We start from the raw sequence: 25,745 nt of genomic DNA on the forward strand, positions 1-25,745 counted from the left end.
CAACAAATCCGGGCGCCGCGTTCGTCTGGTTTGTGACGGACGAAGGAAAGGCGAAGGTCAAGTGGAAGACGACTCCCAATTTGCGGAGTTCGTCGCTAAACGCGCCGACGCGTTACTGCGATACGGCTACGCGCTTAGCGGCAATCCCCATGATGCGGCCGACCTGGCCCAGGAGGCGCTGATCAGGCTGCATCGGACGTGGGCGCGGGTGCGCAGGAAGGAGGACCCGGAGAGCTACACCAGGGTGATCATGGCCAGGTTGCATATAAGCGCATGGCGGCGGCGTCGTCGTGAGCAGCTCGCCTGGGCCCTGCTCGATACGCCCCTTCAGGAGGTGCTGCCGTCCGAAGCCGACCAGGAACTGTGGCAGGCGCTCGAAGGACTGCCGCGCAAGCAGCGCGCCGTCATCGTTCTGCGCTTCTTCGAGCGGCTCAGCGACGCGGAGATCGCGGGCATTCTCAAGATCTCCCAAGGGACGGTGCGCAGCCACGCCTCGCTCGGCATGAGCAAGCTGCGTACCGCAGTGGCCCACCTCACGCCCGCCAGAAGGAGCTCCACATGACCAGGAAGCTGGAAGACGACCTGCACAGGGTCATCGGCAGCGCCTCCGAGCGCGCGCCGCACGCCCCGATCGACTTCTCCGCGCGGATCGCCGCCCGTTCCCGGCGACGCCGGACCCGTGGGCAAGCGCTGGTCGCAGCGGTCGCCGTGGTGATCGTCGCGGGTGGGATCGGGCTGGTGGCGCGCGGCACGAGCGACGACAGCGCTCCGATAGCAGTGCGGCCCGCCCAGACGCCGGCATCCTCCAGTACGCTGCCCGATCCCATCGAAAAGGTCTGGCCGGAGGCGGTATGGAAGATCCCGGCCAAGCTCCCCGGAGGCCGGAAGTTCCAGCCGAGGGCCTTCATCGACGATCACACGCTGCTGCTGGAGACATGGGAGAGCTTCGAGAAGGCCGACGCCGTCTACGCGTACGACCTCGACACCGGCCAGACCCGCAAGATCACCGACATCAGCACGCCGAAGGGGGTGTACGCCTCGGGGTATGTGGTCGGCGGGGGCCGAATCGTCTGGCAGACGATCGAAAACATGCGTACCCGCTTCTGGTACGTACCCGTCTCGGGAGGAGAACCCGCCGCCATCGACACCGATCGCGCCGTCGAGGGAAGGGGCGATGAGCTGGCCGTGGTCGGCGACAAGCTGGCGTTCTCGCTGCACGAAGGCGGTGTCTTCACGGTTCCCCTCGGGGGCGGGACCGTGACGCCCGTCGCGGGCGCCGACCGGCATCACATCCTGCGCTGGCCGTGGGTGGGGACTCCGGGCGAGTACACGCCGGACAACGAGCCCAGCTTCGAGGAACTGCTCAACGTTGAGACCGGGCAGACGAGCAAAGCGGTCATCCACCCTGGGGAGCAGAACGTCAGGTGCGGAGTGTTGACCTGCGTCGGCAGGAGACCCGGCCAGTCGCCCTTCTACCGGCTGCGCGACAGCTCGCAGGAGCGGGAGCTACCCGACTCCACACTCGGGCTGGCGTACGACCGCTTCATGACCGTACCCCTGGGCCAGCCCCACGGAGGTCAGGCGTTGCTCGACCTGGCCAGCGGCAAATCGGCCGACCTGGGCCTGCGCTTGAACGCGAAGGGTGAAGGGAGCAGCATCCAACCGGGGCCCACTGGCGATGGGCTGGTGGCCTATGAGCTGAAAGATCAGTATGTGATCATCGACCTCACCAAGATCCGCTGAATCTTGTAGGCGCGTGACAAGCCGTGCCAGCCCTGCGCTCTCACTTACGAGCGACGACCGAGCCCCGCTTACGGCCTCGCTGAACGGCGGGGATAGGCGTGTTGCCGCAGTTCTTGAGCGTCTGGTCGAATGGCGGGAGCAGTCCGCACACGTACGCGGTAGCAGCGCGTCGTGGCTCGATGTGACCCATCAACTCGTTAAGGTGACTACCCAGCCATCAAGGTCTCCAGTGTCGGCCAGCCGTGCCCTGTCCTACCTCGGCTGATGCTTGACACGGCGGCCTCGGTTGATGGTTGACATGATCAATTCGGAGTCGTGCCGGGGCGCGACTCGCGGCAGATGAGTGCTCGTGACCCGCGACAAATCGGATCGCACCACCGGCACTATCATGCGATCGTTGCCGCATGCCTCAACCGATCTTGCGCACTGCCCGCCTGCTGCTGGTCCCACTTGCCGACCGGCATCTCGAGCTGGAAATCCAGCTCGATTCCGATCCGGATGTCCTTCGCTACATCAGCGGCCGGGCGCGATCCAGGGACGAGGTGGTCGCATCCCATTCGCGGAGGATGGCCTTGGCATGCAAGGTGGACGGCTTGGGCTATTGGATGGCGTTTGGGTCTGATGGTGGCGCGCGTGGCTCGACGCCGCCAGCACGTGAGGACGACGGCGAGTTCATCGGGCTCATGATGCTTCCGCCGGCACACGGCCCCGACCAACCCGACGACCCAACCGTCACAGACCTGGGTTACCGTCTCGTCCGTCGGTGCTGGCGGAAAGGCTTGGCGAGCGAGGCATCCCGCGCCTTGCTGCGGCATGCCTTCGACACGGTCGGGCAGAACCGGGTGATCGCGCAGACCATGGCGGTGAACACCGGGTCTCGAGGCGTGATGGAGGCCATCGGGATGCGGTACGTGCGCACGTACTTCCCGCCCTGGGTTGACCCGCTGCCGGGAGCGGACTTGGGTGAGGTCGAGTACGAGATGACCCGCGGGATATGGGAGGCGTGTCTTGGCGCTTGCTGAAGCAGGAATGCGTGGTCAGGGGGTGGAGTTGCAGCCGCTGGACGAGTCCCACGTGCACAGCCTGGTCGAGGCGGCCAGTGACGGAAACCTCTGGGAATTGTTCTTCACGAGCGTTCCCACCCCCGACACCATGGGCGAGACCGTCAGGCGATTCATCGTCGAGCGGTCTGCGGGCACGATGCAGCCCTTCGCCGTGTGCCTTTCCGGCACCGGTCAGGTGGTGGGCGTGACCAGTTTGTGCCACATCGACGCGGCCAACCGCCGCGCCGAGATCGGAGGTCGATGGTTTCGCCAGGCACCGCCCAGTTGTCGTTGTCAGAGCGTCGGATCAGCAGCACCTCGCCGGCATCGTTGGTGACCACGACGTTCACGGACGGGACGAGGCTGTTAGGGGCAGGCGCGCCCAGGTCGTCGTAGTAGTCGATCCGCTGGCTCACGGCCCAGGAGCCTACTCTGGCTGAGGGCCTGTTCTTGGGCTCGTCGCTGTCGTTGCCATGGCCACATGATCCCCGCCAAGCGAGACGTGCTTGGCGAATCGAACACTGGACATGGCTACTGCGGCGCGACTATGGAGCCCTTGCCCGGCTTGGTGGTGATCAGGCCTCGGTCCCTGAGGGCTCCCATGGCCTTCCGTACCGTGACACGGGCAACATCGAACTCCTCCTGAAGCTTCACCTCGGAGATCAAGGTGAGAGAAGGGTAGATCCCGCTTTCGATGCGCTCCGCGACGACATTTGCTATCTGCTCCCACTTGTAGAGCCTCGGGTCCCACTCGATCATAGGACGACTTTAGGTATCTCTGGACCTTCGAGCATATAACAGCCATGCTTAGCAATGGTGTAGACAGGTTAGGACAGGTTAATATAGGCTCTCTGCATGGCGTTGGTGAGGGAAGGTTCAGAGCCCCTCCGGGTGGGGCTCCGCTTGTGCGCTCCGGTGGGCCGCCCCCGTGCGGGCGCACCATGCGGTTCGAGTTGGTTGCTCGCTCGCCAACGCCCATTCATCGACCGTGCTCTTCGGGCGTCGCCAGCCCGACATGGGCACTCGTGCGCTATGAGGGACGGTGAGCCTGTGGCTGCGTTCGGCGATTTTCACAGCATGCATCCCACCTCGCCTCGGCCGGACGCCACATCGGTGGCATGGTCACCCGTCCAGCAGCGCACGGATCGTGTCCGCATCCGGGCCCACACCTGCGAGTGCCTGCCTCTGGTCTTCGAGCACTGCAGGGCCGGCGGACTGGGATTCATACGGCGGCATGACCGGTCCGTCTCCCCGTGGACCGTCGTCGACAGTCCTTGGATGAAGGTCGGTGATGCGGAAACGCTGTGGCAGCGCATCATGCGTGGCGAAGCGAGGTGATGACACGCCGAGGCAGGACGTCTTGAACAGGTCCCGTCGTCTAGTGATCTCGTGCTGACTCCCCGTCGCAACGGTAGATGCCCCGCACCGCGTCGAGCGCATCGCCCCACAGCACGTGCGGATCCGGTCGTAGGTACGCGACATCGTTTGTGGGCCCTCGCAACGGCAGGCGGCCAAACGAGGGTCGGCACCTGTTGTTCATTCATAGGCGGGCCAAGGTCAAGCAAGGTTCTCGCAGGCGAAGCCTGCCCGGGGAGGGCGTCCGAGCGAAGCGAGGCCCTTTAGGGGTCGGGGCTTTGGCCCGACTGGAAGCGACGCCTGAGCCCCGAAAGCGCGAAGCGCCCACAAAGCGAAGCCCGTTGTGCACTGATCCAGGCGCTGACGTACTGCGACATGACCACCGGCCCGGACGGAGTGCATCTCGACGTCGCTGAACGGCTGGCAGAGATTCACTCGCGGTACGGTTCTGGCCACCTGGTGTCCCGCTCCATCGCCGCCTCAACGCCCTGCATCCTCGCTGCGGTCCGAGAGATTGAAAGGCGGATGGCCGAGAAGGCTTAACTCTCTGGATCCCCTGGGTCGCCGAATTCCGTCCGGATCTTGGCGGTGTCGTACTGGCCTCTACTAGGCGACGCGCTGGCCGCGGTGAAGCTCCGGCTCAGCGCCGGCGAAACGGCCGTGCTGGAGGCGCCCTACCGGCCTCGCGAGCCGTTCGGCTACGAGTGGTGATCGTCCGAGGCGCGCGGGCGGCGGAAGATCACGGCCAGGACGCGCAGCACCAGGATGGCGGAGATCCCCAGCAGGTTGTAGCCGATGAGCTGGAACAACGAGGTGTTCGACAGCACCTGCGGACCGCCGTCCGTCCCGAGGAGGATGACCGCCATCACCCCGGCCGTGGCGCCGAGCACCGTCAGGAGCACCTGGTGGAGCAGGCCCGTCACGTAGCTGCGGTCGCGGTCGTCAGCGAGCAGCCGGACGTTCATGGTGAACCTGCCGTGCTCCGCGGCGCTCGCGATGCGCTCGACGCGGCGCGGCAGGCGGCGCAGCATCGGCAGCAGCGCGGCCAGCTCCTGGGTGACGGTCTCCCTGACCGTCTCAGGGCCGACCCGCTCGGCGAGGTAACGGCCCGCGAACGCGCGCGCCTCGCCGATCAGGTCGAACCCGGGGGAGAGCCGTACGAGCGTGCCCTCCAGCGTGGCCAGCGCGCGGAACACAGCGGCGACCTCCGGCGGGATCGACAGCCCGTACGCGGAGACGATCTTGAACAGGTCGGTGAACAGCTGCACGCTGTCCATGCCGGGCGCCAGATGCCTGGCCATGAACTGGCCGAGCGCACGCTCTAACGCGGCCTCGTCGATGTCCTCCGGCCTGGGCACCACCTCCAGCAGCGCGTCGGTGACGCCGAGGGGGTCCTGCCGGTTCATGGCGAGCAGGAAGCGTTGCAGCGCCGAGCGCACCGAGCCGTCGAGCCGGCCGACGGAGCCGAAGTCGAGGAGCCCCAGGGTGCCGTCCTCGAGCAGCATGAGATTGCCGGGATGCGGGTCGGCGTGGAAGACGCCCTCGACGAGGATCTGCCTGAGCAGGCAGTCGAGCAGGTCGCGGGCCAGCCGCGGCCCCTGCTCGGGTGTGGCCGTGGTGACCGGTCTGCCCGACAGGCGGCGCATGACGAGCACGCGTTCGGTGCACATGGCGCTGATCGGGGCGGGGTAGATGACGCCGCCGCCGTCGGAGGCCGCGACGGCCGCCATGTTGGCCGCCTCCACGCGGAAGTCGAGCTCCTCGCGGATGGCGGTCGCGAACCCCTCGGCCAGGTCGCCCAGGCCGAGCGAGCGGCCCCAGCGGGTGCGCGACTCCAGTGTGGCCGCCAGCCGCCTGACGATGTCGAGGTCCTTCGCGACGACCGACTGGATCCCCGGCCGCCGCACCTTGACCACGACGCTCTCGCCGGTGTGCAGGCGGGCGGTGTGGACCTGCCCGATGGAGGCGGCGGCCAGCGGCGTCCTGCCGAACTCGGCGAACACCTCCTCCACCGGCCCGCCCAACTCGGCCCTGAGCACCGGCTCGATATGCTCCCAGGGCGCCGGGGCGACCTGGTCCTGCAGCCGTCCCAGTTCCTCGACGAACTCGGCGGGCAGCAGGTCACGCCGGGTGGACAGGATCTGGCCAAGCTTGACGAACGTGACCCCGCCGTCGTCGAGCGCCTCGCGCAGCGACCTGGCCAGCCGTACCTTGCCCGAACGGTCTTCCAGCCGCTCGCCCCGGCCGCGCAGGTAGGGGCCGAGGCCGTGCCTGATCGCGATCCTGGTGATCTGCGAGTAGCGCCTGGATCGGGAGACGCGCCCGCGGACGGACCTGATCAGCTCCAGCGGCCCCGGAACCGAGCCGGGCGGCACCAGCGCCTCGGCCAGCACGAGGATCACCATGGGGATGAGCACCACGCACATGACGATGAGCAGCAGGAGCCCCAGGGCCGCCGCGGCGGGTGGGTGCTGCGCGTCGACCCCGCCGAGCGAGCCCAGGATCGGCTCCAGCACCGGCCGCGCCAGCCCGAAGGCGGCCAGCGCGGCCAGGAACGTGCGCAGCCTGCCGAACCTGACGTTCAGCAGGCGCTGCGCGGCCGTGGCCAGCACCATGATCGTCAGGAGCGTGAAGACGCCAAGAAGTAGCTGCGTGGCGAGATCCATAGGCGAGGATCATTCCACGGCGACGGCGTCCTGCGCCTCCCGTGCAAGACCCGCCGCGCCTCCCGCTGCCCGGCCAGCGCCGAGATCTACCACCTCATCCGCGCGGGGCTGATCGGCGGCAAGGGCGTGCCCGAGAGCGTCACCGCTCATCCCACGCTGTTCGTCACCCTCACCGCACCCAGCTTTGGAACGGTCCATACACGGCGCGAGCAAACGGCAAGGCCCTACCCTGCCACGCCCGCCGCAACTCCGAAACCTGCCCACACGGGCGCACCATGTCCTGCACAGCCAAGCACAGTCCCGACGACCCCCACCTCGGCGAACCGCTGTGCCCAGACTGCTACGACTACACCGGTTCCGTCCTGTTCAACACCCTGGCGCCACTGCTGTGGAAGCGCTTCGCCGACTCCCTACGCCGCCGCCTGGCCAAGCTCGGCGGCCTGACCCTCAAGGAACTCCGAGAACACCTCACCGTCTCCTTCGCCAAGGTCGCCGAATACCAACGCCGGGGCGTCGTCCACTTCCACGCCGTCATCCGCCTCGACGGCCCCGATGGCCCCGCCGCGTCACCACCTCCCTGGGCAACCACCGACGCCCTGACACAAGCCGTACAACACGCCGCCCAGGTCGTCAGCGCCCTCGTGCCCGCCATCGACGACCAACCCGCCCGCCTCCTCAGATGGGGCAAACAACTCGACATCCGTCCCGTCACACTGAACGGCGACCTCACCCAACAAGCCGTCGCCGGCTACATCGCCAAGTACGCCACCAAGGCGGCCGAATGCGTCGGCACCCTCGACCGCCGCATCAACCCCCTCGACAACCTCGACGCCTACAACCTCCGCGAACATCCAAAACGCCTGATCGCCGAATGTCTCCGCCTCGCCGCCATCGAGGACCTGGCCGACCTCCGCCTCGCCAACTGGGCCCACATGCTCGGCTTCCGCGGCCACTTCTCCACCCGATCCCGCCGCTACTCGACCACCCTCGGCGAACTCCGGGCCGCTCGTGAGCAGCACGCCCGCGACCACGAGATCACCACAGGCCGCCTGCCACTCTTCGAGGAGGACACCGTCCTTGTGATCAGCGAATGGACCTTCGCAGGCAAGGGCTACAGCCTCGGAGATCAAATCATCGCCGCTGCCATAACGAACCCGCCGATCGCGGAGAGCCGCCTATGACCCGGCTACTCCTCACCGTTCCCGAGGCGGCCCAAGCCCTCGCCGTCTCGCGCGGCAAGCTCTACCAACTGCTCGCCACTGGCGCTGGCGACTCCATCCGCATCGACGGCTCCCGCCGCATCCCCGTCTCCGCCCTCATCGACTACATCACGCGCCTGACCAGGAAGGAGATCGCCGTATGACCAAGACCTTCATCGGTATACCGCCGGCTCTGGGCCTTCTCCATGTCGCGGCGTACACAGGTGCCCGGCGCGGCGAGCTTCTCCACCTCCGCTGGTCCGACGTGGACCTCGATGGCAAGCAGCTGGTCATCAGTGGCTCAGCCTCGTTCATCGACGGTGAGCGCATCGAGGGGACTACCAAGAGCGGCAGGAAGCGCATCGTCAGCTTCGACGACGGCACGATCCAGGTACTTCCTAACCAGCACAAGATGCAGGCCGCCGACAAGCTGAAGGTCGGACCGGAATGGCGAGGGGGAGGCGACTACGTGTTCACCACGGGCTGGGGTGAACCAGTACACCCGGACACTGTCAGCTCGCTCTTCCCGATTCTGATCAAGCGCCACAACGAGGTACACCCGAAAGCCCGGCTGCCGCACGCCCGGCGGCAATGACCTCCGCCACATCCATGCGACCACGCTCCTGCTGGCGGGCGTGCCTGTCCATGTCGTCGCGGCCCGCTTCGGCCACGCCGACCCCTCGATCACATTGCGCGTCTACGCTCACGTGATCCGCGCCGCTGAAGCGTCGGCGGCGGACATCTTCGCCCAGGCGATCGGCGAGTAGCGGAGCCACCCGGGAGCCACCGTGTTAGCAAAGGTGTTAGCAAGATCCCGAGATTGTCCTGACAAACACTAAGGCCCGCTCCCAGGAACCCCTGGTAGCGGGCCTTACGCATGTGTGCGGCCGGAGGTACTCGAAACCCCAACCTTCTGATCCGTAGGGAAGGGCGGATACCCTGTCAGCGGCGTCCCACCCTGGTCAAGCAGTGGATGCTGATCGGTAGCACGCGGTCGCGTATGGCGGTGTTGCTGTATGGCGCTGCTGTACAGCACTCTGCTCAACGTGCTTCGGCGCTCGCTGTTGCTGCACGATTCGCAGCTAGGGAAGAGCCGCATCGTCCTTCCGGCTTGTCAGCTGGCAACGAACGGATACCGGGCTGCTGCAAGGGCGTCGGCGAGGTCCTTCGCGGCAAGATCGGCGTTCGGCGCGGTGACCACCGCCTGCGTCAGCGGACGGAGGGCATAGACGTGCCGCACCGCATCGAGATCCACGGGCACCTCGTAGTAGTCCTCCGCGAACCGCCGGAACGCCTCCGGAGACGGATCGACGAGCCGTCCGAACAGGCCCGCCGCCCCATCCGGATCACTCACTCCGTCCGGGTAGTCAATCTCACCCACCCGCCAACGACCATCGCCGACCTCACGCCATAGACAGGCAGTCACGACCGGCATTCCGTCCTCATCGCAGAACGCCGGCTCCTCCACACAATGGCGGAAGACCTCAGGGACGGAATCGAGCACCCCCGGCCACGACCCGTCGTCGCCGTACGGGCTCATCACTGCCTCATGGGCGAAGCCGCGGACATACGCACCCGCCGCAGAGAAGACAATGGAGTACTCATCTCCCGAACCGTCACGCATCGCCGCCATCTCCTCTCCAAGGCCCCAGCCCGCGTCGAAGGAGTGATAGCGGCTGGACCATTCCGGACTCAAGATGGCCTCCAGCACCGCCATGGACCGGCACCGATCACGGAGCACCGGGACATCAAGCAGCAGCCGGGCCACATCATGAGCAGTCATGAGCTCATCCAATCGGATGCCAGCGGCATCCTCTGTGTCCTTCCGAACGGCATGGGACTACCAGCACTTCAGCAAGGGCACCGGCTGAGATCTGGGCCGACGTCACGGGGCGCCTTCTGACCTGCAGTTCGGCCCCTCACCCCTTCTTGCCGTATCCGGCTGTCTCACACCCTCATGTGCCCTGCTTGCGGACGAGCGACTCCCCTGGGGCAAGGCCTGCCCTCGTTGCAGGAACCTGCGCAACCACGAGCGTCCATGATCGGTACGGTCTTGCGAAGACCGATGGTAGCGCCTCGGGCCGCGTCCAGGCGTTTGGCGGCGGCCGGATATGGCGTCAACCAAGCGAATCAATATCAGTCGACCGGCATTCTGTGTACGGCGGGCGGAAGGTTGTGTAGGGTCCGAGCCGTGCACCTTGGCGCGCGTTCGCTCCGGCGCGAGCACCTGGATGACTTCGTCAAGTGCTACGGGCCGGACGAGCCGTGTTCAAACCGGATCGAGTCGGAGCGGTCCCGCCCGTTCAGCTACGAAGAGCTGATCCCTCGGGACAAGGTCAGCCTCGCCATCACCTGGTTGAAGGATCCCTCCCTGGAGAACGCCGATTCCTTGCTGCCTCCCGAGACGGGCATATGCCCCTGCCGCGCACGCTCGTCCCACTCATCGCTAGGAGCCCCGGCGTGGCCGGAGCGATGGCCGACGTTCGTCACGCGTCGTGGTCGCACTGGCGGTGTATGAGGTCCAACACCCGCCTGCAAGCCCTCGACAAAGGAGAGTCATAGCAGTGGGCCCGAACGGCTGGTTAGCTTAAGACGGACACCCGACCCACCTTAGGTCAGGGCCCCGGTCGCGTAGCAGTTGCAACATCGTTAAATGTCCCGAGTGCGGAACTGGGTTAAAATCACTACAGTTACTGTTGCAATTACCTCAACAATAAGGCTAGAGGAGGTCGACCGGTGCTCTCCTCTGTCCCTGTCAATCCAGCTCCGTCAGGCGGTGGCTAGCCATCTATGGCCATAGACGATCAAACTCGGCCTGTAGATGCCCCTCGACCACGGGTCGGGAGGAACGCAGAATTGCGAAGTCCGCTGCGCTACCCTGGAGGCAAACGACAGCTCGTACCATTCTTCGTAGATCTACTGAAGCTGAACGGTAAGTCCCCTTTGGACCTGTTCATCGAACCTTTTGCAGGAGGCGCAGCTGTATCACTCCATCTCCTAGCCGCAGGTCTCGTCGAACGCGTGGTCCTAGCAGACCTAGATCCACTGGTCTACGCCTTCTGGCATCAGGCGTGCTTCAGAACGGAACAACTCGTAGCTGATATCGCAGCCGCAGATGTAACGCTGGCGGAATGGCACAAACTTAGGGCAGCACCAGGAAAGACCCTCCGAGAGAAAGCGTACGCCTGCCTCTTCCTCAACCGAACCAGCTATTCGGGAATCCTGCAGGGTAGAGCTGGGCCCATTGGGGGCCAGAAACAACAAAGCAAGTACAAGATTGACTGTAGATTCTACAAGGATGAGATCATCCACCGCCTCCGTCAGCTTGGGGAGCTTGCCGCTGACGGCCGGATCGCTGCCGTACGCCGTACTGATGTACGGGCCACAGTACGTTGGGTTGAGGAGACGTACTCTCAAACGCAGCGGCTATATTATTTCGACCCGCCTTTCTGGGAGAAAGGCGAACGTCTTTACCGCAAGGCCTTTGGACATGCCGACCACAAGAGGCTGGCCAAGTTGCTCATCGGTTTACAAGCACCTTGGGCACTTTCGTACGACTACCATGAAGAAATCGTCGATCTCTACCGGGCCTCCGTCCAGGCCGGCGGTGGAGGGCACAGCGATCTAGTGCCCGTGGGAAAGCCTCGGCTCCACACCGCCGACCTCCTGTACTGCAACCGGCACGAGAAGCGCGGTGCCACCGAACTGATCATCACGAATCTCGCCGATGTGCCCTCGGAACACGTTAATGCCACCTGAGCGACTCGAAGGTATCTATGATGCCAAGCCTAGTCGCTTGTCAGTCGTCCTTGGCAGGATGGCTAGCAGCACCAGATCCCCGTGTTGGTACGTGTAAGTGTCGCAAGGGAGAACCATGTCAGCGGTCATGCTCGGCTCCGGGGCCGGAGCCGAACAATCTGCACTTATCGAGCTTCTGCGAGAGTCTGTCAAGGTCGGCGGGATCTTCGACTTCGGGTATCGCGAGGCCAGTGTCCTGACCAATGACGAGTGGCTCCATGGCGCACACGGCGTTCCCCAGCACTGTCTACTCCTGGCCTACCCTCGCGGTCTGGACTCTCCAATGCAGGCCGCGAGCGTGATGCCTGAGGATCGAGAGATCATCTTGTTGAGAGTTATTCGCGAGACCTCTCTCCCGAACCAGTCCGATCTCACGCGCCTGCGAGCCGAGGACACAGATCGCACGATCACCAATCACTACCGTGAGGACGGCCAGAGGGATGCTCCTGCCGATGTGTTGACGCGCAACCTTATGCAGCAAGCCGCATTCCGGTGCCGCATCCTGGGAACTTTCGTGGAGGATGAGAAGGGCGATCTCGTCTTCGGTAAAGATGTGGATGCTGTCTATGCTTCAGCGGGATACATCGTCGCAAAACCGCACGGTTCTAGCCTGCAGTTGGTAGTCGACCACGTGGAACTTCCCATGGGAGAGCGCGAGAACGAACAGCAGGGCGATGATGCTGCAAACGCGGACCTACCTGACACCGACGCAACGATCGTCATCGGGAAGCTCCGCTATGCATCCGCTCGTCGGCGAGAGCGAATTGCACGCGTCCAGCAGAGGACGACCGAGGTTGATGTTCGAGTGCGTCCCAAAGACTTCGTTGCGCACAAGACGGCTGTCTTTGGCATGACCCGCGCCGGCAAATCAAACACTATGAAAGTCCTAGCTTCCGCCGTTCATCTCTACGCTCATAAGACCGGAATACCAGTAGGCCAGCTCATTTTCGATCCGGCCGGAGAGTATGCTTACGCGAACCGCCAGGATGGGACAGCACTATCTCAACTAGGCGACAACATCCGCATATACCGCTTGGGAGCCACTAACGCGGATCGCAGCCGCAAGATCCGCCCACTTTCTCTCAACTTCTTCGACGAGAAGCAGCTCAACGGCTGTTGGAGCCTGATCGAGTCATTTTTTGCAGGCGACAATCGAAAATATATACAAAACTTTCTGTCATGCGACCCCACACGCCTCCCCAGCGGAACAGAGGATCGGGGAGACCAAAATCGACTCCGGGCCGTCCAGTCAATGTACTATGCCATTCTCCTTCATGCTGGACTGGAACCACCTCAGGGCTGGACATGCGAACTGCCAACGAACGAAAAAACGCGAGACCTTATCGACCTTCCTGGATCTGACGTAATTCGCGTGAACGCTGACCAGCTAAAGAGGGCAAGCTTAATTATTGCACGGACCGCTGGTGCGGCGTCGGTCAAGAACAAGGGTAATGTCGAAGCCGTAAAGATGTGGATATCCGACTCCTCCATCGGGGGGCACGGCGACCCGAGTATCGACGGCATGGTCGGAATGCTCGCAACAAGTGGGCGAGCCAATGGATATAAGGAACTCCGCGGCATCAGGCCGTATCACGGGTCCGATTCCCGAGCCGACTTCGCGCCCGCTATCTATGCGGATCTCGCACGAGGACGCCTGGTTATTGTCGACCTGTCGCGCGGCTCCGAACAGGTCCTGCAGACCTGTGCCGAGCGCGTGATCAACGAAATCATCAGCCGCGCCTCTCAGCGGTTTCGGGATGGAAAGCCGCCTCGTCCGATGCAGGTCTTCCTCGAAGAGGCACATCGACTGCTAGACCGTGACAAGTTCAATAAGGCAGCCAGCAGTAACGATCCATACGTTCGGCTCGCCAAGGAGGCCGCCAAGTACAAGATTGGGATGATCTACGCGACGCAGGAGGTCTCCAGTGTCGATGAAATGATCCTTTCGAACACTGCTAACTGGGTCTGTGCCTATATGAACAACGCTAGCGAGACAAAGAAGCTAGCTAATTACTATGACTTCAGCGACTTCGCCGACCAGATTCTTACCGCCGACAATCGAGGATTCGTGCGGCTTCGCACTGATTCTTCTCCCTACACTCTTCCCGTCCAAGTCGCCAAGTTCGACCTCGACATGGTTAATAATGTTCGAAAAGAATGCGGCCTTCCCCCTACCGTTGCGAGCACTGATTTCGCCCCTGAAGCCGGAATAGAGGCAGACTCCTATGAGGATTGCCCTGACCCGGATGAAATGTTCGATCAGTTTAATGCTAACCACTCACTGACACTAACCGACCACTCTCTTCCTGCTTCTCTCTTCGACGATGAGGCATACTGATATGCCCTACAGCATCCGACCTCCAGGCGGAGCAATTCGCTACGAGAAGGCCTCCACAATGGGCCATGGGCCTACAGTAGATAATGAACGAATCCGTGAACGACTCGCCCACTACCGTCGACCTGAAATCGGTCTTGACCTTAGCCGAATCAGAGAGCTGGTTGGCTCTGCTGACGACTTGGACCAGCCTGCGACTCCTCAAGTTCGTTACGTTGTCGCCGTTGACGGCTCCAGCCACGAGTACGAAGAAGCCTTCGACAAGTATCCTTCGACACGTGTCCTCTATCTGCAGATCGCTGGCGTTTTTATTGATCTCCAACATATGCAGACACACACAGGCCCATTCGTAAGTCCCAGCCGCATTGCGGAAGCCATGGAGGCTTCAGTAGTCTCCGGCTTCTTGCCAGGCTCTTATCTAGAACACGACCAGCTCAGCGATCCTTTCGAAGCATTCCGGGCCGAGCTGTACGACCTTTTTTCTACTACACAGGTACAAAATAGAAATCTCCTTGATGTTCTCGCGGAGGTGCAGAGATACGGACTCCCTCGAGATTCGGAAGCGGCCCAGCGCGGTGAAATACTTCTGCCGAAGTGCCCGAATCATGGGTGCTCACTGAATGATACGATAACTGCAAGGCGCGCAAGATTGTGTGCGCCCATGAAGAAGCCCGGACGCTGTCCTTCATGTCACAAGATTCTCTGGCCCACGGACACATTTCGCGTCTACGAAGAGTTTCGTCCGGATGCAACCAACGGTGAGGTATTGGGTCGAACTCGTGACATCATCGAGCATTTGGTGCTCGTCGGCGTAGCTTTGAGCTTCGAACAGCTTTATCCTCGACTACTTCCTCAAACGGCGTTTCTCTATGACGGCGACCTTGCAGTCTTCGGGAACAGCGCCCGTATCTTTCGTGGTCTTCTTGGGTGCTGGCAGGCACTATGGGAACGCTGTAGAGAGCGGGGGCAGAGGCCTCCTGTTGTCCTGGGAATCGCGAAAAGTGGCTATCCGGTAGAACATTTCAAAGGTATTCAGCGAAGTGCGTTGACTGAAGAACGTCCGGCCCCTGTCCCGCGACGGTCTTTTATGCGCTTGGATGACCGCTACATGGAAGAGATTCTTCGTGTCCAGAGTCTCACAGAGACCTACTATGGTAGGAAATTCTTCTACCATGCAGCGGATGGACAGCTCCTGGTCATTACAGTTCCTCCGTCTGAAGGCCTGGCCTACACCAAGGGGGAAGACAGCGATTATGATCTTCCTTCAAGATTTCCCACTCTGAAGCGGACTTTCGAAGTCTTGGACCGGATGGGGAGTCGACTGTACGACGATGCAGTGATCCCGGTATCGTTGGCACACAATTGGGCTGCCTACCCGCTCGCCAACGCCGATCGCGTGCTGCGTGTCCTTACTGAGCAGGCGATCGCCAAACGCGAATCGTGATTAGCAAAGCAGCGTCTCCATTAACGAGCCGCAGTGATATAGCTCGTATTTATATTTCAGCGGCTGAGCGTCCAAACCCAGGTAGTTCGCGTAGGATCTTCGCCAAGTCGTTCTGCATAATGACGCACAGCACGTGCATTTCCGGTGGCAAACCGACCCGGAGCGCAGGGCCGCTAGGCCCGAGACATCCGATCGGCGGCGGTGTCAAGCGTGCTCGGTCCGTGGTGGCCGTCGACGCTGCGGTGAGTTGTGATTAGCGAGATTGGGCGTCGACGGCTGCCGCGGTTCGCGGGGGTCTGGGGGCGGTGGAGCCCCCAGGGTCTGTGGTGGGAAAGGCGAAGTGTTCGCTGTAGGGCTGGCGGGTGGTCAGGCAGTGGAACAGGCAGCTGAGGAAGCGGTTGTAGAGGTTGCGCAGTGCGGCGGAGTGTCGATCGCCGTGTTCTTTGCGCCGGTCGTAATGGACACGGGCGCCGGGTGAGGCGGTCAGGCTGGCGAAGGCCCAGATGTAGCCGACGGCGGCCAGGCGGCGGTTCTTGACCCGGCGATGGACGACGGCCCGGCTGCGTCCGCTGGCGCGGGTGATCGGGGCGGCTCCGGCGTAGGCCTTGAGCGCGCGGGCGTCGGCGAAGCGGGTGCGGTCATCGCCGATCTCGGCGAACAGCCGGGCGCCCGTCAGCTCGCCCAGGCCGGGGAAGCTGGTGACGATGTCGTGGTCGGGGTGGTCGCGGAAGGCTGTGACGGTGGCCTGGTGCAGGTCGGCGGCGGCTTGGCAGGCGGCATCGAGAACAGCCAGTAACGCCAGCGCCTGCTGGCCCATCGCCTCCTCGATAAAGGTCGGTTGGCGCAGCTGGTCGACTTGGAAGCCGGCGTGCAGGCGTTCGGCCCAGGCTTGCAGGTGGTAGATGCGGCCGCAGCTCTTCAGCACGGCCCGCAACTCGGCGATGCTGAGCAGGCGCGCCGCGGCGGGTGTGGGGGCGACCTTGAGCACGGCGCGGGCTTCGCGGCAGGTGATGCCGCCTTCCTGTCCGGCGAACAGCGTCAAGAAGGCCGGGTGGTACTCGCGCAGCAGCGAGCGCAGCTCGTTGCCAACCCGGTGGATGCGCCAGACGGCGTCCTGGTGGCCGCGCGCCAGCAGCGCGATGGCCTGGGCCTGATGGCTGTCGGCGGGCAACGACCGGTGCAGTGCCATGTCGGTGCGCAGGATGTTGGCCAGGACGACGGCGTCTTGCCGGTCGGACTTCTTGCGGGAGACCGAGTGCCGGTCGCGGTAGCGCGAGGCGCTGAGCGGGTTGATGGCGAAGACCCGCCGGCCACTCGCGCGGAGCTGGGCGACCAGCAGGCCGCGCGGGGTCTCGATGGCCACCGGAACAGGTGCCTCGGCGCTGTCGCCGGCCTCGGCCAGCAGGGTCAGCAATTCCTCATAGCCCTGAGGTGACTCGGCGATGCGTCGCTGGGCGATCACCGTGCCCGCCTCGTCGACCAGGGCGATGTCGTGGTGTTTCTCAGCCCAGTCGATGCCGCAGTAGACCTTCATGACGTCCCCTCCGTCCGCTGATGCAGCTCACAGAGGCCCTCACCGAGATCATGCGGCGTGCTAATGACAAGACTTGCCCGTCTACCATCCGATGAGCCGTCTACTGACCTCGGCAACCCGCGCAGTCCCGGCCTTGCTGAGAGCTGACAGCCCACGACATGAAGAGGGATACCCCTGCGCGAGCGGCCCTCGATTCCGCTCTACCAGAGGCGGTCACGCCCCGCGGGCCGGTTGGCCAAAAGCGCCGGTCTCGGGCGGAAAGATCTCAAAGATCCTGCACCGGAAGTAGGCATCCCACGCGGCCCCCGGCCGACGGGACGTGACCTGCCCCACCGTCATTAGCACCGGAAGCGGTGCGGCAGGCCTGCAACCTTTGACCTTGTGGTCGGTTCGTTCTGTCGATATGCCGGTACGATCCTCTGCGGGGAATCCGTGAGCTACCGTTACTGCGTTGGTTAAATGTCCAACGAGTGCAGGGCGTTTCTGCTGGACCCAGTGGACATCGCGTGCCGCGCGCGCCTTGCCAGCGCCTTCCGGCCGACCGCTGACCGGACCGGCGAGGAGCATCACCACGTGCCACTGGTAGGTCTCACTGTCGTGCTGGCGCGGGTTAGAGAAGACGCGGACGCTGGCCTCTTCCCCGGTCCCGCGGGTGGCGTACTGAGGCGGGTCTGGCCGATCCTCCATCTTTGCCCATGGACATTGGCGAGTGTTGCGGCGGTGCTGCATGAGAATGCGTCCGGCGCCTCGTCTCCCGTGAACGCTGGAGAGGTCCGCCGTCCGCTAGCAAGCCACCTGATGCACAGCTATGCCCGAACAAAATAATACATATGGGAACAATTGCTACCAGACAGGACTTACCACCTACGGGCATCGGAAGATATCAAGATCTAAATTAGGTCTTCCTTCCCAAGACGTCTCGTCGTGCTCAATGCGCTACCGTGGCTCCATACCCAAGCGGAGGCAAAGCATGGCACAGCGAACAGTTCGCTTCTACGAGATCATCAGTGCACAAAGAGAACGCATGGTGAAGCCTTTCCCCTTCGAGGAGCTAAGGGCAGCGATCTCTGAGCTTCCAGATCATGCGGCGTACGTAAAGATCGCCAGGATGGAGATTCTTGGGTCTACACACGAAGTGTCTCGCGGTGCCGGAGCAAAGCCGGAAGTACCCCTAGTCATCTTGGATCGCATCAACCGGGCTCCGAGCGTTCGCATAGAGCGTCGGCGTAACTACCGTCCGCTTATACTTGAGGACGACGAAACTCTCGCGGAACCAGCCTTTTATTCTATATTCGACAACAATATCCTCGCCATCATGAGAAACGACGGATCCGCGCCAGGCCCCGCTTCCTTTCGAGATTATGTCAATAGGCTCACTAGCGAGCCTATTGAGATATCTTCTCTTGTAGACAGAAATGCGCTGCGAGCACTGCATAACGTCAGAACGCTAACGAAGCTTCACATCGAAGTAGGGCCGGATGTTGTTGCCGAGGTCTTTTCTTCCAGCAGACTCATTGCCGAGCCTCTAGATATTCTTCGGCGCCGTCTAGGAAGTGTAGGCATCGAAGTTTCACTGAAAATGTCTCCCAAAGGGCCAAGCGATACATCGGAACAGGTGCTCCAAGACGTGAGGTCTCTCGTCGAAGGCTCGGGTCTATCTTACGTTGAAAAAGCGCAGATAAACTATCGCAGCCTGGAGGATGGCCGCGCCAAGATGTATGACTTTCTCTCCGAGGCAGTTACGACTTCAGTTGATGTCGACCTCGACGCCCGGACGAACCAGCCTACAGAGCTCTCTGCTGCCCAATCCCTTGCCGACGCCTACGACAAGCTCTACGAGGACATACGCGCAGCTTACCAGGCTGCCACTTTTTGACGGTGCCGTGGCGTAGGCTCCTAGTATGGGTGTATGGCTAAGGAACAGAGCGGTTCAGTGGTGGTGGATAGACGCGCCACTATGCCTCGCGGTTGCGGGCTTTCTGTGGTGGCGTGTCACCCCTGCAAGCGGCGTTGATCTACTTGGCCGTCTTGCATTAGTCGACCGCCGTAGCGTGTACACCGATCTAGTTCAAGTCACCGCTATATTTGCAGCATTCGGTGGAGCAACATTCGCTATCTATTTCGCGCTGAATAGTCCGAAAATTAAGCAAGCCAAGAAGCTCATAGGGTCACACCTGATCCGCATCTGGCTGGCCGCCCTTGCATCACCATGGTTTTGTTCCATAGCAATTGTACTTGCCAAAGTGACAGACAGAGATTCGAAGTCCGGCATGGCGGACTATAATTTCTCGCGGTGGCTCGTTCTCGCTGCAGTTTTTCTCACCATAATACAACTTGCCAGAATGATTTATATCTTTTACCAGCTGGCGATGATCGACGTTGAAGATAGCCTGGTTCGTGAGACGAGTGATCGTGAGATCATGATCAAGCGCGATCATGCCCACTGAATCTGGCCCGCCCAGCGCCATTCGATGGTGCGGCGGGGTGGCCGGGCGGGACCGGCCCGGAGAGGCCGCATGCCCCCCCGGACCGCCCGGCCGCCCGCCGCCCATCGGGCGGCGGCTTGATGACGTGTAGATAAGTTGCTTTCTGTGCTGTCCACAGGTGACTTAGGGCAGTTGGCGGTAGGGCTCGGCGGTGGTCCAAATGCGTTCGAAGCTGGTGAGGTAGGTGACTGCCGGCCCTCGATCGTCAGTGTGGCGTAGGTGCATGACGGGTGCGTTGGCGGCTGGTGTCCCGAAGGCGTGGGCGTTGACGAGAAGCTGATCGTCCGCGCGGTAGATGGAGTTGTAGAGCATCGTGTGGTGAAGCCGGATCTCGACACCTTGAACACCGAGCAGCCCTCGATACAGCGTGAGCGCATTCTTGACCCTGGCTGCCATCACCGTGGCCCCGATTCCTTCATCGGCTCCGCGCGTGGCCACTTCCCGTCCTTCGGGGTCGCCCAGGAGGATGCGAATTTCGACGCCGACCTGGGCGCGGGTGGTGATGATGTCGAGGAGTCCGCGGTCTTCGGCGAGGAAGAGTGCGCTGTAGGCGAGGATGCCGATCTCGTCGTTGGCTCCATTGAAGAGGTTGCGCCAGACGGTCTGAGGGATGGCCCAGCGGTGGGGGTAGATCGCTTGCACGCCGTCGGCGAGTGCTTGGTGACGTGACGCGATCTCGGGCCAGAGGTCAGCTTCGTCGACGTGGAGGAGGTCGGCGACGGCCCATCGGTGGCGTGGGTAGGGGATGCGGCCTTGGAGCCATCGGCTCACGGTCTTGGGGTCGACGGCCAGTGCGGCGGCGACGTCGGTGGTGTTGAGCCGGGCTGTGGCCAGTGCGTAGCGGAGGTTGTCGTTCATGGGACCGGCCTACTCCTCTCGCAAGATGACCCTGCCCTGCGACGTTAACATCAGACGTCCCTAGACGTCCCCGAGTTGCGGTGTTCCCGCCCCCGGCTGCGGGGCGAATCTCGACGCACACGACGAACCCCGTACGGACGTCAGGGAGGACGAGGGTGCAGACGAGCAAGACCATCAAGGAGCGGCAGCGGGCCTACGCGGAGCGGCTGCTGACCGCGCTGGGCGAGCACCTCACCAGTCGGGCTGTCACGACCGTGCTCATTGTCGCGGAGAACGGGCGGCCAGCCTTGGATGTGACCGATAGCCGGTGCCGGATGCGGCGGGTGTTCGTGCACCTGCCGTTCTGCTGGTTCTACTGGGGTGACCAGGACGACGAGCGGGTGTCGTTCCTGCAGATGGACGGCGCCGTGGACCGGATCGAGCGGGCCGTTCGGGAGGGGTGGCGTGAGGGAGAGCAGGGTGAGCTTAGCGTCGATCTGAACAAGATCCTCGATGCCTACCGCGGCTGACCCGGTGGCCACGGGCCGATGGGTGACCGGTGGTCGGGTCTACCCGCAGATCGCCGACCGGCTGCGCGAGTGGATCCGGTCGGGCGACTTCGGGCCGGGCAGTGTGCTGCCCTCTGAGGCGGAGCTGTGCCGGACGTTCGGGGTGGCGCGCAACACGGCACGGCGTGCCTTGGCGGTCCTGGAGGACGAAGGGCTCCTGGTCACCGTCCCGTCCAAGGGCAGGGTGGTGTCTGGGGAGAGTATGGCGGTCCCGTACCGCTATCAGGTGATCGCCGGAGAGCTGCGCGAGCAGATCGAACGCGGTGACTTCGCCCCCGGTGCCGCGCTGCCCAGCGAGGCCGAGCTACGGCGACGCTTCGCGGCCTCGCGCAACACGGTGCGGCAGGCCCTGTCCGTCCTGGAACGCGAAGGGCTGGTCGTAGCCGAGCACGGGCGTGGGCGCTTCGTCCGGCTCTGAATCATCCGGCGCTGAAATGCGAGGGTGGGAAGACGTCCGGGGACGTCTAGGCTCGCCCTCTGGATTCCCGCACGTGCTTGATGCCTATCGTGAACGACGTGGGACATATCGAGTGGGCATACGGCCTGGCCAAAGACCTGCTGCAGACAGCATTGCCCCGGCGCTGGGCGCACACCCAGGCAGTCGCCGACCGGGCCGAGACCCTGGCGCCAATCCTCGGCGCGGACACCGACATCCTGATCACCGCCTGTTTGCTGCATGACATCGGCTACGCCCCCGACCTTGTCGACACCGGCATGCATCAGCTCGACGGCGCCCGCTACCTGCGCGACACGGCCAGGGCCGACGACCGGCTGTGCCGCCTGGTGGCCTACCACTCATGCGCGGACAACGAGGCCCGGCAACGGGACTTGTTCGACGTTCTAGCCAAGGAGTTCGACCAGGAACGGCCCGACCTGGCCAGGGCGCTGACCTACTGCGATATGACCACCGACCCGGACGGCCGGCACCTGGACGTGCGCGACCGACTGGCGGAGATCCACTCCCGCTATGGGGCTGACCATGTCGTGAGCCGGTCGATCACCGCCGCCACCCCGTGCATCGTGTCGTCGGTCCGCGCAGTGGAGGCCGCGCTATCCGATGTAGGGCAGGCCGGTGCCGGATAGGTAGTGCTCGATCCGCATCCGCATCGAGGCTGCCATCGACAACGATGCGACCTCATCGCGGGGCACCCACCGCACCTCACGAGATTCCGTGCTCGGGGTCGGGGAACCGGAGATCGCGCGGCCGGTCAGGACGATGGAGAACTCCTGGCGGGCCTCGCCGTTGGAGGTGTAGAGGATCACGTGTCCGGGATCGGTGTACGTGCCGACCAGGCCGGTGATCTCACACCTGATGCCGGTCTCCTCCAGCGTCTCCCGCACCGCGGCCTGAGGCAGCGACTCGCCCAGGTCGATGGCCCCACCGGGCACAGCCCAGTTGTCGTTGTCGGAGCGCTGGATCATCAACACCTCGCCGCGCTCGTTGGTGACGATGACGTTCACCGACGGGACCAGGCTGTTGGCCGCGGGCGCGTCGGGGTCGTGATGGAAGTCGATCCGGCGGGCCATGCCTCAGGACTCTACCGGCCTGGCCTGCGCCCACACCTTTTCGTAGCTGTCGGCGTAGGTCGCCACCATGTCCCCTCCTGCTACCCGGCGCAGATGCAGGACCGGCGCGTTGCCGGCGCGGGTGCCGTACACGTGCGTGTTGATCAGGTACTCGTCGTCGGCGCGGTAGATCGAGTTGTACAGCACCGTGTGGTGCAACCTGATCTCGACGTTGTCCAGGCCAGTGATCGGCCGATAGAGGACCAGAGCGCTGCGGATCTGCGCGGCCATGCTCTCCCCCACGCCTTCGTCGCTCCCCCGCTGGGCCACCTCGGCACAGTCGGGATCGCCGAGCAGGACGCGCACCTTCACCCCTGCGCGAGCCTTGTCGGCGAACAAGCGCACCATGCCCCCGTCATCGGCGAGAAACAAGCCGCTGTAGACCAGGACGCCGATCTCCTGGGACGCCGCAGAGAACAGCCGTCCCCAGATATCCCGGGGGACGGCCCAGCGGTGCGGATAGATCGCGAGGACCTCACTCTCCGACGCCGCGACGACCTGCTCACGCGTCAGCGCGTCCGGCCACAGGTACGCCTCGTCCACGCCCAGGTACGAAGCCGCGGCAAAGCGGTGCTTTCGGTACGGCTCGCGCCCCTTGGTGACCCACCGCTCGACGGTCTTGGGGGCGACCTCGATCGCCTCGGCCAGATCGGCGATGTGCACGCCTTTCTGCAGAAGGGCCGCACGTAGCCGTTCGTTCGCCATCTCACCCGCTCCGAGGGACGTCCGGGGACCTGGACATCGTAGGCCGGACGTCTTGAACACGTCCCGTTGTGTAGTGATCTCGTCTCGACTCTCCGTCCCAGCGTTAGATGCCCTGCTCCGCGGCATCGTCCGTGGCCCTTGGCGATGGCAGGCGGCCGGACATGGGCTGGCACCTGCTATCCATGCATAGGCGGGCCAAGGTCAAGCAAGGTCGTCGCAGGCGGAGCCTGCCCGGGGAGGGCGTCCGAGCGAAGCGAGGCCCTCCAGGGGTCGGGGCTTTGGCCCGACTGGAAGCAACGCCTGAGCCCCGAAAGCGCGAAGCGCCCAGAAAGCGAAGCCCGTTGTGCGCCGAAGGCGCCCCCAGAAGAACGCCCGGAGCGAAGCGGAGGCCCGCTGTGGAGGGGCGGGCATCAGACGGCCGACCACCGAATCGGGTAACGGGTGGGCGCGAAAAAGGCCCCCCGGATGATCCCGGAGGGCCTTTCAACGTGTGTGCGGCCGGAGGTACTCGAAACCCCAACCTTCTGATCCGTAGTCAGATGCTCTATCCATTGAGCTACGGCCGCTCGCTGCGTAAAACAGCATAGCGGGTCCAGAGCCGTGCCTCGAACCAGAAACCGCCATCACGTTCCAGTAGACCCCACCTTCTTCGGCCAAAGGGTGTAGCTCAGCGGCCAGAGCAGGGCGATCAGCGGCACCTTCAGCATGCCGTACATGAAATCGATCAGTGCGCCCGTGCGGGACGGTTCGTTGACGAGCCAGACCAGGCCGAGCAGAAGAGCGCAGGCGATGGCGTACGCGAGGACCATGCGGAGCCAGAAGCCCCACTCGTAGCGGGCCCGGGCCATGCCGCCCTCGGGTGGTTTCCGGGGAGGTGAGCCGTCGGCGAAGCGGTGGCGGAACTTGGCGTCGGCCCAGCGGATCGTGCTGTGGCCGAAGACGATGGAGTACGCCAGGTACGCGGCCGCCAGGCCGTGCCTCAGGTCGGCCGTGGCGCCGCCGCGCATGTCTATGACGGCTGCCGCCAGGAGGATCACGTCCAGGAGCGGTACGCAGATGAGGAGGGCGGTGCTGAGCCGGCGGCGGTTCCAGAGGTAGCGGCTGGCGAGGCCGAGTCCGAGCAGGAGCCAGAAGCCGACTTCGCAGCCGATCAGGATGGCGACAATCACGCATCCCATCCTTTTCGACTCTTCTGCGTGGCACATCGTCAGTGAAGACGAGCCTGTGGATACATCGAAGTGTTTATCCACAGGCGGACCCACGAAGGAGTTGATCGAGGCCGGATGGTGGTGGGATGGGGGACATGAAACGGGAGGCGTCGTGGGCCGGGCTGGCCTTCGTCGTGGGCCTGCTCCTGATCGTGGGCGGAGCCTACAGTCATCGCGGGGTGGCCGCGGGGTGGCTTGTGGTGCCGTTGGCGTTCGTGTGTTCGGCGGTTGTGGTGCGGACGCGGGCTCCGCTGGTGGGGCTGGGCCTGGGGACTGTGGGGGTTGGTGTTGATCTGTTCTTCGGGCCGTCGTTGCCTACTGTCCTGATCTTTACGGACAACGTGTATGCGGCGGCGTTGTATGGGCCGGCGCGGTTCTCGCGGTGGTTGCTGGGGATCGCCTCTGTGCTGGCGGTGTTGGCCGGGGCCGCGGCGGGGGTCGTGGCACGTGACTGGCGGGCGCTGGCGGTGATCGGGGTTCAGGCGGGGCTCGTGTTGATCACGCCGGTGACCACGGCCATGGTGTTACGCCAGCATCGTGACCAGGCCGTGGCCGAACGCGCCAGGGCCGAGCAGGTGGCGCGGCTGGCCGAGCTCGACCGGCAGGCGGCGATCTCGACGGAGCGTACGCGGATGGCCCGGGAGCTGCATGACATGATCGCCAACCACTTCAGCGCGATCGCCATTCAGTCGACGGGCGCGCTGTCGCGTAGGGATCTGGATGCGGCGGCCGTACGGAAGATCATGGAGTCCGTTCGGGAGAACAGCCTGAAAGGGCTGGCCGAGATGCGGGACATGATCGGGCTGTTGCGGCAGGAAGGGGACGAGCCCGAGGCCACCCGGCCACGGCTGGCCGACGCGGAGCGTCTGGTCGAGCGGTCGCAGCGGGCGGGGATGACGGCTGAGCTACGTGTTGAGGGCGAGGCGCGGGAGCTGTCTCCGGCGGTCGATCTGGCTGGATATCGGATCTTGCAGGAGGCGCTGACCAATGCGCTCAAGCATGGCGGGCGGCCGGTCGCGGTCGAGGTCGTCTATGAGCCGGAGCAGGTGACGGTGGCTGTGGATAACCCTGTGGATGGGCGTACGGCTCGGCTGCCCGGCGCCGGGGCGGGGATCGTCGGGATGAGGGAGCGGGCCGCGCTGGTCGGGGGGTCGTTCGAGGTTGGGGCGGACGGGGGTTCGTGGCGGGTCCGGGCCACGCTGCCCACACCGAGGGACCTTGGGGACAAGGTCCATGAACGCTTGGGCGGTAAGTAA

The 25,745-nt window shown here is 63.8% G+C and carries 24 protein-coding genes, 1 tRNA gene and 3 pseudogenes; 18 read left to right on the top strand and 10 right to left on the bottom strand.

What is annotated here, in order from left to right:
* The first annotated feature begins 61 nt into the window (after window positions 1–61).
* The 4 genes and pseudogenes from KME78_RS39435 to KME78_RS68205 form a co-directional block, all read left to right on the top strand.
* Window positions 62–562, top strand: a complete 501-nt coding sequence (locus KME78_RS39435; RefSeq protein ID WP_219534574.1) for a SigE family RNA polymerase sigma factor — start codon at window positions 62–64, stop codon at window positions 560–562.
* Window positions 559–1,743, top strand: a complete 1,185-nt coding sequence (locus tag KME78_RS39440; protein ID WP_219534576.1) for a TolB-like translocation protein — start codon at window positions 559–561, stop codon at window positions 1,741–1,743. Before KME78_RS39435 ends, KME78_RS39440 begins: the two co-directional genes overlap by 4 nt.
* A 404-nt stretch (window positions 1,744–2,147) precedes the next feature.
* The gene (locus tag KME78_RS39445; RefSeq protein ID WP_219534578.1) at window positions 2,148–2,765 is read left to right on the top strand and encodes a GNAT family N-acetyltransferase; all 618 of its coding nucleotides are present in this window, start codon (window positions 2,148–2,150) and stop codon (window positions 2,763–2,765) included.
* 7 nt (window positions 2,766–2,772) lie between these two features.
* Window positions 2,773–2,991: pseudogene (locus tag KME78_RS68205) on the top strand (GNAT family N-acetyltransferase); the annotation flags it as partial.
* 49 nt (window positions 2,992–3,040) lie between these two features.
* On the opposite strand, the pseudogene KME78_RS65100 reads toward KME78_RS68205, so the two are convergent.
* A pseudogene (locus KME78_RS65100) lies at window positions 3,041–3,202 on the bottom strand (NUDIX hydrolase); the annotation flags it as partial.
* A gap of 115 nt (window positions 3,203–3,317) precedes the next feature.
* Entirely contained in the window at window positions 3,318–3,545 is a 228-nt protein-coding gene (locus tag KME78_RS39455; protein ID WP_219534582.1) for a GntR family transcriptional regulator, read from the bottom strand.
* 1,185 nt (window positions 3,546–4,730) lie between these two features.
* On the opposite strand from KME78_RS39455, the gene KME78_RS66545 reads away from it, so the two are divergent.
* Window positions 4,731–4,853: a hypothetical protein gene (locus KME78_RS66545; RefSeq protein ID WP_281428980.1), complete on the top strand. Its 123-nt coding sequence runs from the start codon at window positions 4,731–4,733 to the stop codon at window positions 4,851–4,853.
* Here KME78_RS66545 and KME78_RS39460 read toward each other — a convergent pair.
* Window positions 4,841–6,808, bottom strand: a complete 1,968-nt coding sequence (locus KME78_RS39460; protein WP_219534584.1) for an ABC1 kinase family protein — start codon at window positions 6,806–6,808, stop codon at window positions 4,841–4,843. The genes KME78_RS66545 and KME78_RS39460 overlap by 13 nt on opposite strands.
* Before the next feature lie 30 nt (window positions 6,809–6,838).
* On the opposite strand from KME78_RS39460, the pseudogene KME78_RS39465 reads away from it, so the two are divergent.
* The 4 genes and pseudogenes from KME78_RS39465 (at window position 6,839) to KME78_RS66550 (ending at window position 8,774) form a co-directional block, all read left to right on the top strand.
* Window positions 6,839–7,989: pseudogene (locus KME78_RS39465) on the top strand (replication initiator).
* Window positions 7,986–8,171: a helix-turn-helix domain-containing protein gene (locus KME78_RS39470; RefSeq protein ID WP_219534586.1), complete on the top strand. Its 186-nt coding sequence runs from the start codon at window positions 7,986–7,988 to the stop codon at window positions 8,169–8,171. Before KME78_RS39465 ends, KME78_RS39470 begins: the two are co-directional and overlap by 4 nt.
* Window positions 8,168–8,602, top strand: coding sequence for a tyrosine-type recombinase/integrase (locus tag KME78_RS39475; protein WP_219534587.1), 435 nt, complete (start codon window positions 8,168–8,170; stop codon window positions 8,600–8,602). The genes KME78_RS39470 and KME78_RS39475 overlap by 4 nt, the downstream gene beginning before the upstream one ends.
* A 10-nt stretch (window positions 8,603–8,612) precedes the next feature.
* Entirely contained in the window at window positions 8,613–8,774 is a 162-nt protein-coding gene (locus KME78_RS66550; protein WP_219534630.1) for a site-specific integrase, read from the top strand.
* A gap of 347 nt (window positions 8,775–9,121) precedes the next feature.
* On the opposite strand, the gene KME78_RS39485 is transcribed toward KME78_RS66550, so the two are convergent.
* Window positions 9,122–9,724, bottom strand: coding sequence for a hypothetical protein (locus KME78_RS39485; RefSeq protein ID WP_246652843.1), 603 nt, complete (start codon window positions 9,722–9,724; stop codon window positions 9,122–9,124).
* A 1,073-nt stretch (window positions 9,725–10,797) separates the two neighbouring features.
* Here KME78_RS39485 and KME78_RS39490 point away from each other — a divergent pair.
* The 3 genes from KME78_RS39490 (at window position 10,798) to KME78_RS39500 (ending at window position 15,584) form a co-directional block, all read left to right on the top strand.
* On the top strand, window positions 10,798–11,766 hold the full coding sequence (locus KME78_RS39490) for a DNA adenine methylase (protein WP_246652844.1): 969 nt from the start codon (window positions 10,798–10,800) through the stop codon (window positions 11,764–11,766).
* Between the two features lie 115 nt (window positions 11,767–11,881).
* Window positions 11,882–14,143, top strand: coding sequence for an ATP-binding protein (locus tag KME78_RS39495; protein ID WP_219534593.1), 2,262 nt, complete (start codon window positions 11,882–11,884; stop codon window positions 14,141–14,143).
* Between the two features lie 178 nt (window positions 14,144–14,321).
* Window positions 14,322–15,584, top strand: coding sequence for a hypothetical protein (locus tag KME78_RS39500; RefSeq protein ID WP_219534594.1), 1,263 nt, complete (start codon window positions 14,322–14,324; stop codon window positions 15,582–15,584).
* 253 nt (window positions 15,585–15,837) lie between these two features.
* On the opposite strand, the gene KME78_RS39505 is transcribed toward KME78_RS39500, so the two are convergent.
* Window positions 15,838–17,118 carry an IS110 family RNA-guided transposase gene (locus tag KME78_RS39505; RefSeq protein WP_246652845.1) on the bottom strand — a complete coding sequence of 427 codons (1,281 nt, stop codon included), beginning with the start codon at window positions 17,116–17,118 and terminating at the stop codon, window positions 15,838–15,840.
* A 1,024-nt stretch (window positions 17,119–18,142) separates the two neighbouring features.
* On the opposite strand from KME78_RS39505, the gene KME78_RS39510 reads away from it, so the two are divergent.
* Both KME78_RS39510 and KME78_RS39515 read left to right on the top strand, forming a co-directional pair.
* Complete coding sequence (locus KME78_RS39510) at window positions 18,143–18,994, top strand: DUF6731 family protein (RefSeq protein WP_219534595.1); 852 nt, start codon at window positions 18,143–18,145, stop codon at window positions 18,992–18,994.
* Window positions 18,995–19,019: 25 nt separating this feature from the next.
* Entirely contained in the window at window positions 19,020–19,565 is a 546-nt protein-coding gene (locus tag KME78_RS39515; RefSeq protein ID WP_219534596.1) for a hypothetical protein, read from the top strand.
* Window positions 19,566–19,727: 162 nt separating this feature from the next.
* Here the strand turns inward: KME78_RS39515 and KME78_RS39520 are convergent, their stop codons facing one another.
* Window positions 19,728–20,462, bottom strand: coding sequence for an XRE family transcriptional regulator (locus tag KME78_RS39520; protein ID WP_219534597.1), 735 nt, complete (start codon window positions 20,460–20,462; stop codon window positions 19,728–19,730).
* A gap of 155 nt (window positions 20,463–20,617) precedes the next feature.
* On the opposite strand from KME78_RS39520, the gene KME78_RS39525 reads away from it, so the two are divergent.
* The 3 genes from KME78_RS39525 to KME78_RS39535 all read left to right on the top strand — a co-directional run bounded on the left by KME78_RS39525 (window position 20,618) and on the right by KME78_RS39535 (window position 22,093).
* Window positions 20,618–20,971 (top strand): hypothetical protein, encoded by a 354-nt coding sequence (locus tag KME78_RS39525; protein ID WP_219534598.1) that lies wholly within the window; start codon window positions 20,618–20,620, stop codon window positions 20,969–20,971.
* On the top strand, window positions 20,955–21,428 hold the full coding sequence (locus tag KME78_RS39530) for a GntR family transcriptional regulator (RefSeq protein WP_219534599.1): 474 nt from the start codon (window positions 20,955–20,957) through the stop codon (window positions 21,426–21,428). The genes KME78_RS39525 and KME78_RS39530 overlap by 17 nt, the downstream gene beginning before the upstream one ends.
* Window positions 21,429–21,526: 98 nt before the next feature.
* Window positions 21,527–22,093: an HD domain-containing protein gene (locus KME78_RS39535; RefSeq protein ID WP_308127301.1), complete on the top strand. Its 567-nt coding sequence runs from the start codon at window positions 21,527–21,529 to the stop codon at window positions 22,091–22,093.
* Here KME78_RS39535 and KME78_RS39540 read toward each other — a convergent pair.
* From KME78_RS39540 to KME78_RS39555, 4 genes are all read right to left on the bottom strand, one after another.
* Entirely contained in the window at window positions 22,061–22,537 is a 477-nt protein-coding gene (locus KME78_RS39540; RefSeq protein ID WP_219534601.1) for an NUDIX hydrolase, read from the bottom strand. The two genes, KME78_RS39535 and KME78_RS39540, sit on opposite strands and share 33 nt — an antisense overlap.
* Before the next feature lie 3 nt (window positions 22,538–22,540).
* On the bottom strand, window positions 22,541–23,281 hold the full coding sequence (locus KME78_RS39545; RefSeq protein WP_219534602.1) for a helix-turn-helix domain-containing protein: 741 nt from the start codon (window positions 23,279–23,281) through the stop codon (window positions 22,541–22,543).
* A gap of 493 nt (window positions 23,282–23,774) precedes the next feature.
* Window positions 23,775–23,847, bottom strand: a tRNA-Arg gene (locus tag KME78_RS39550).
* 57 nt (window positions 23,848–23,904) lie between these two features.
* Complete coding sequence (locus tag KME78_RS39555; RefSeq protein ID WP_219534603.1) at window positions 23,905–24,450, bottom strand: hypothetical protein; 546 nt, start codon at window positions 24,448–24,450, stop codon at window positions 23,905–23,907.
* 125 nt (window positions 24,451–24,575) lie between these two features.
* Here KME78_RS39555 and KME78_RS39560 point away from each other — a divergent pair, with 125 nt between their 5' ends.
* Window positions 24,576–25,745, top strand: coding sequence for a sensor histidine kinase (locus KME78_RS39560; RefSeq protein ID WP_219534604.1), 1,170 nt, complete (start codon window positions 24,576–24,578; stop codon window positions 25,743–25,745).

The organism is Nonomuraea guangzhouensis, from assembly GCF_019396345.1.
GTDB classification, from domain to species: Bacteria; Actinomycetota; Actinomycetes; order Streptosporangiales; family Streptosporangiaceae; genus Nonomuraea; species Nonomuraea guangzhouensis.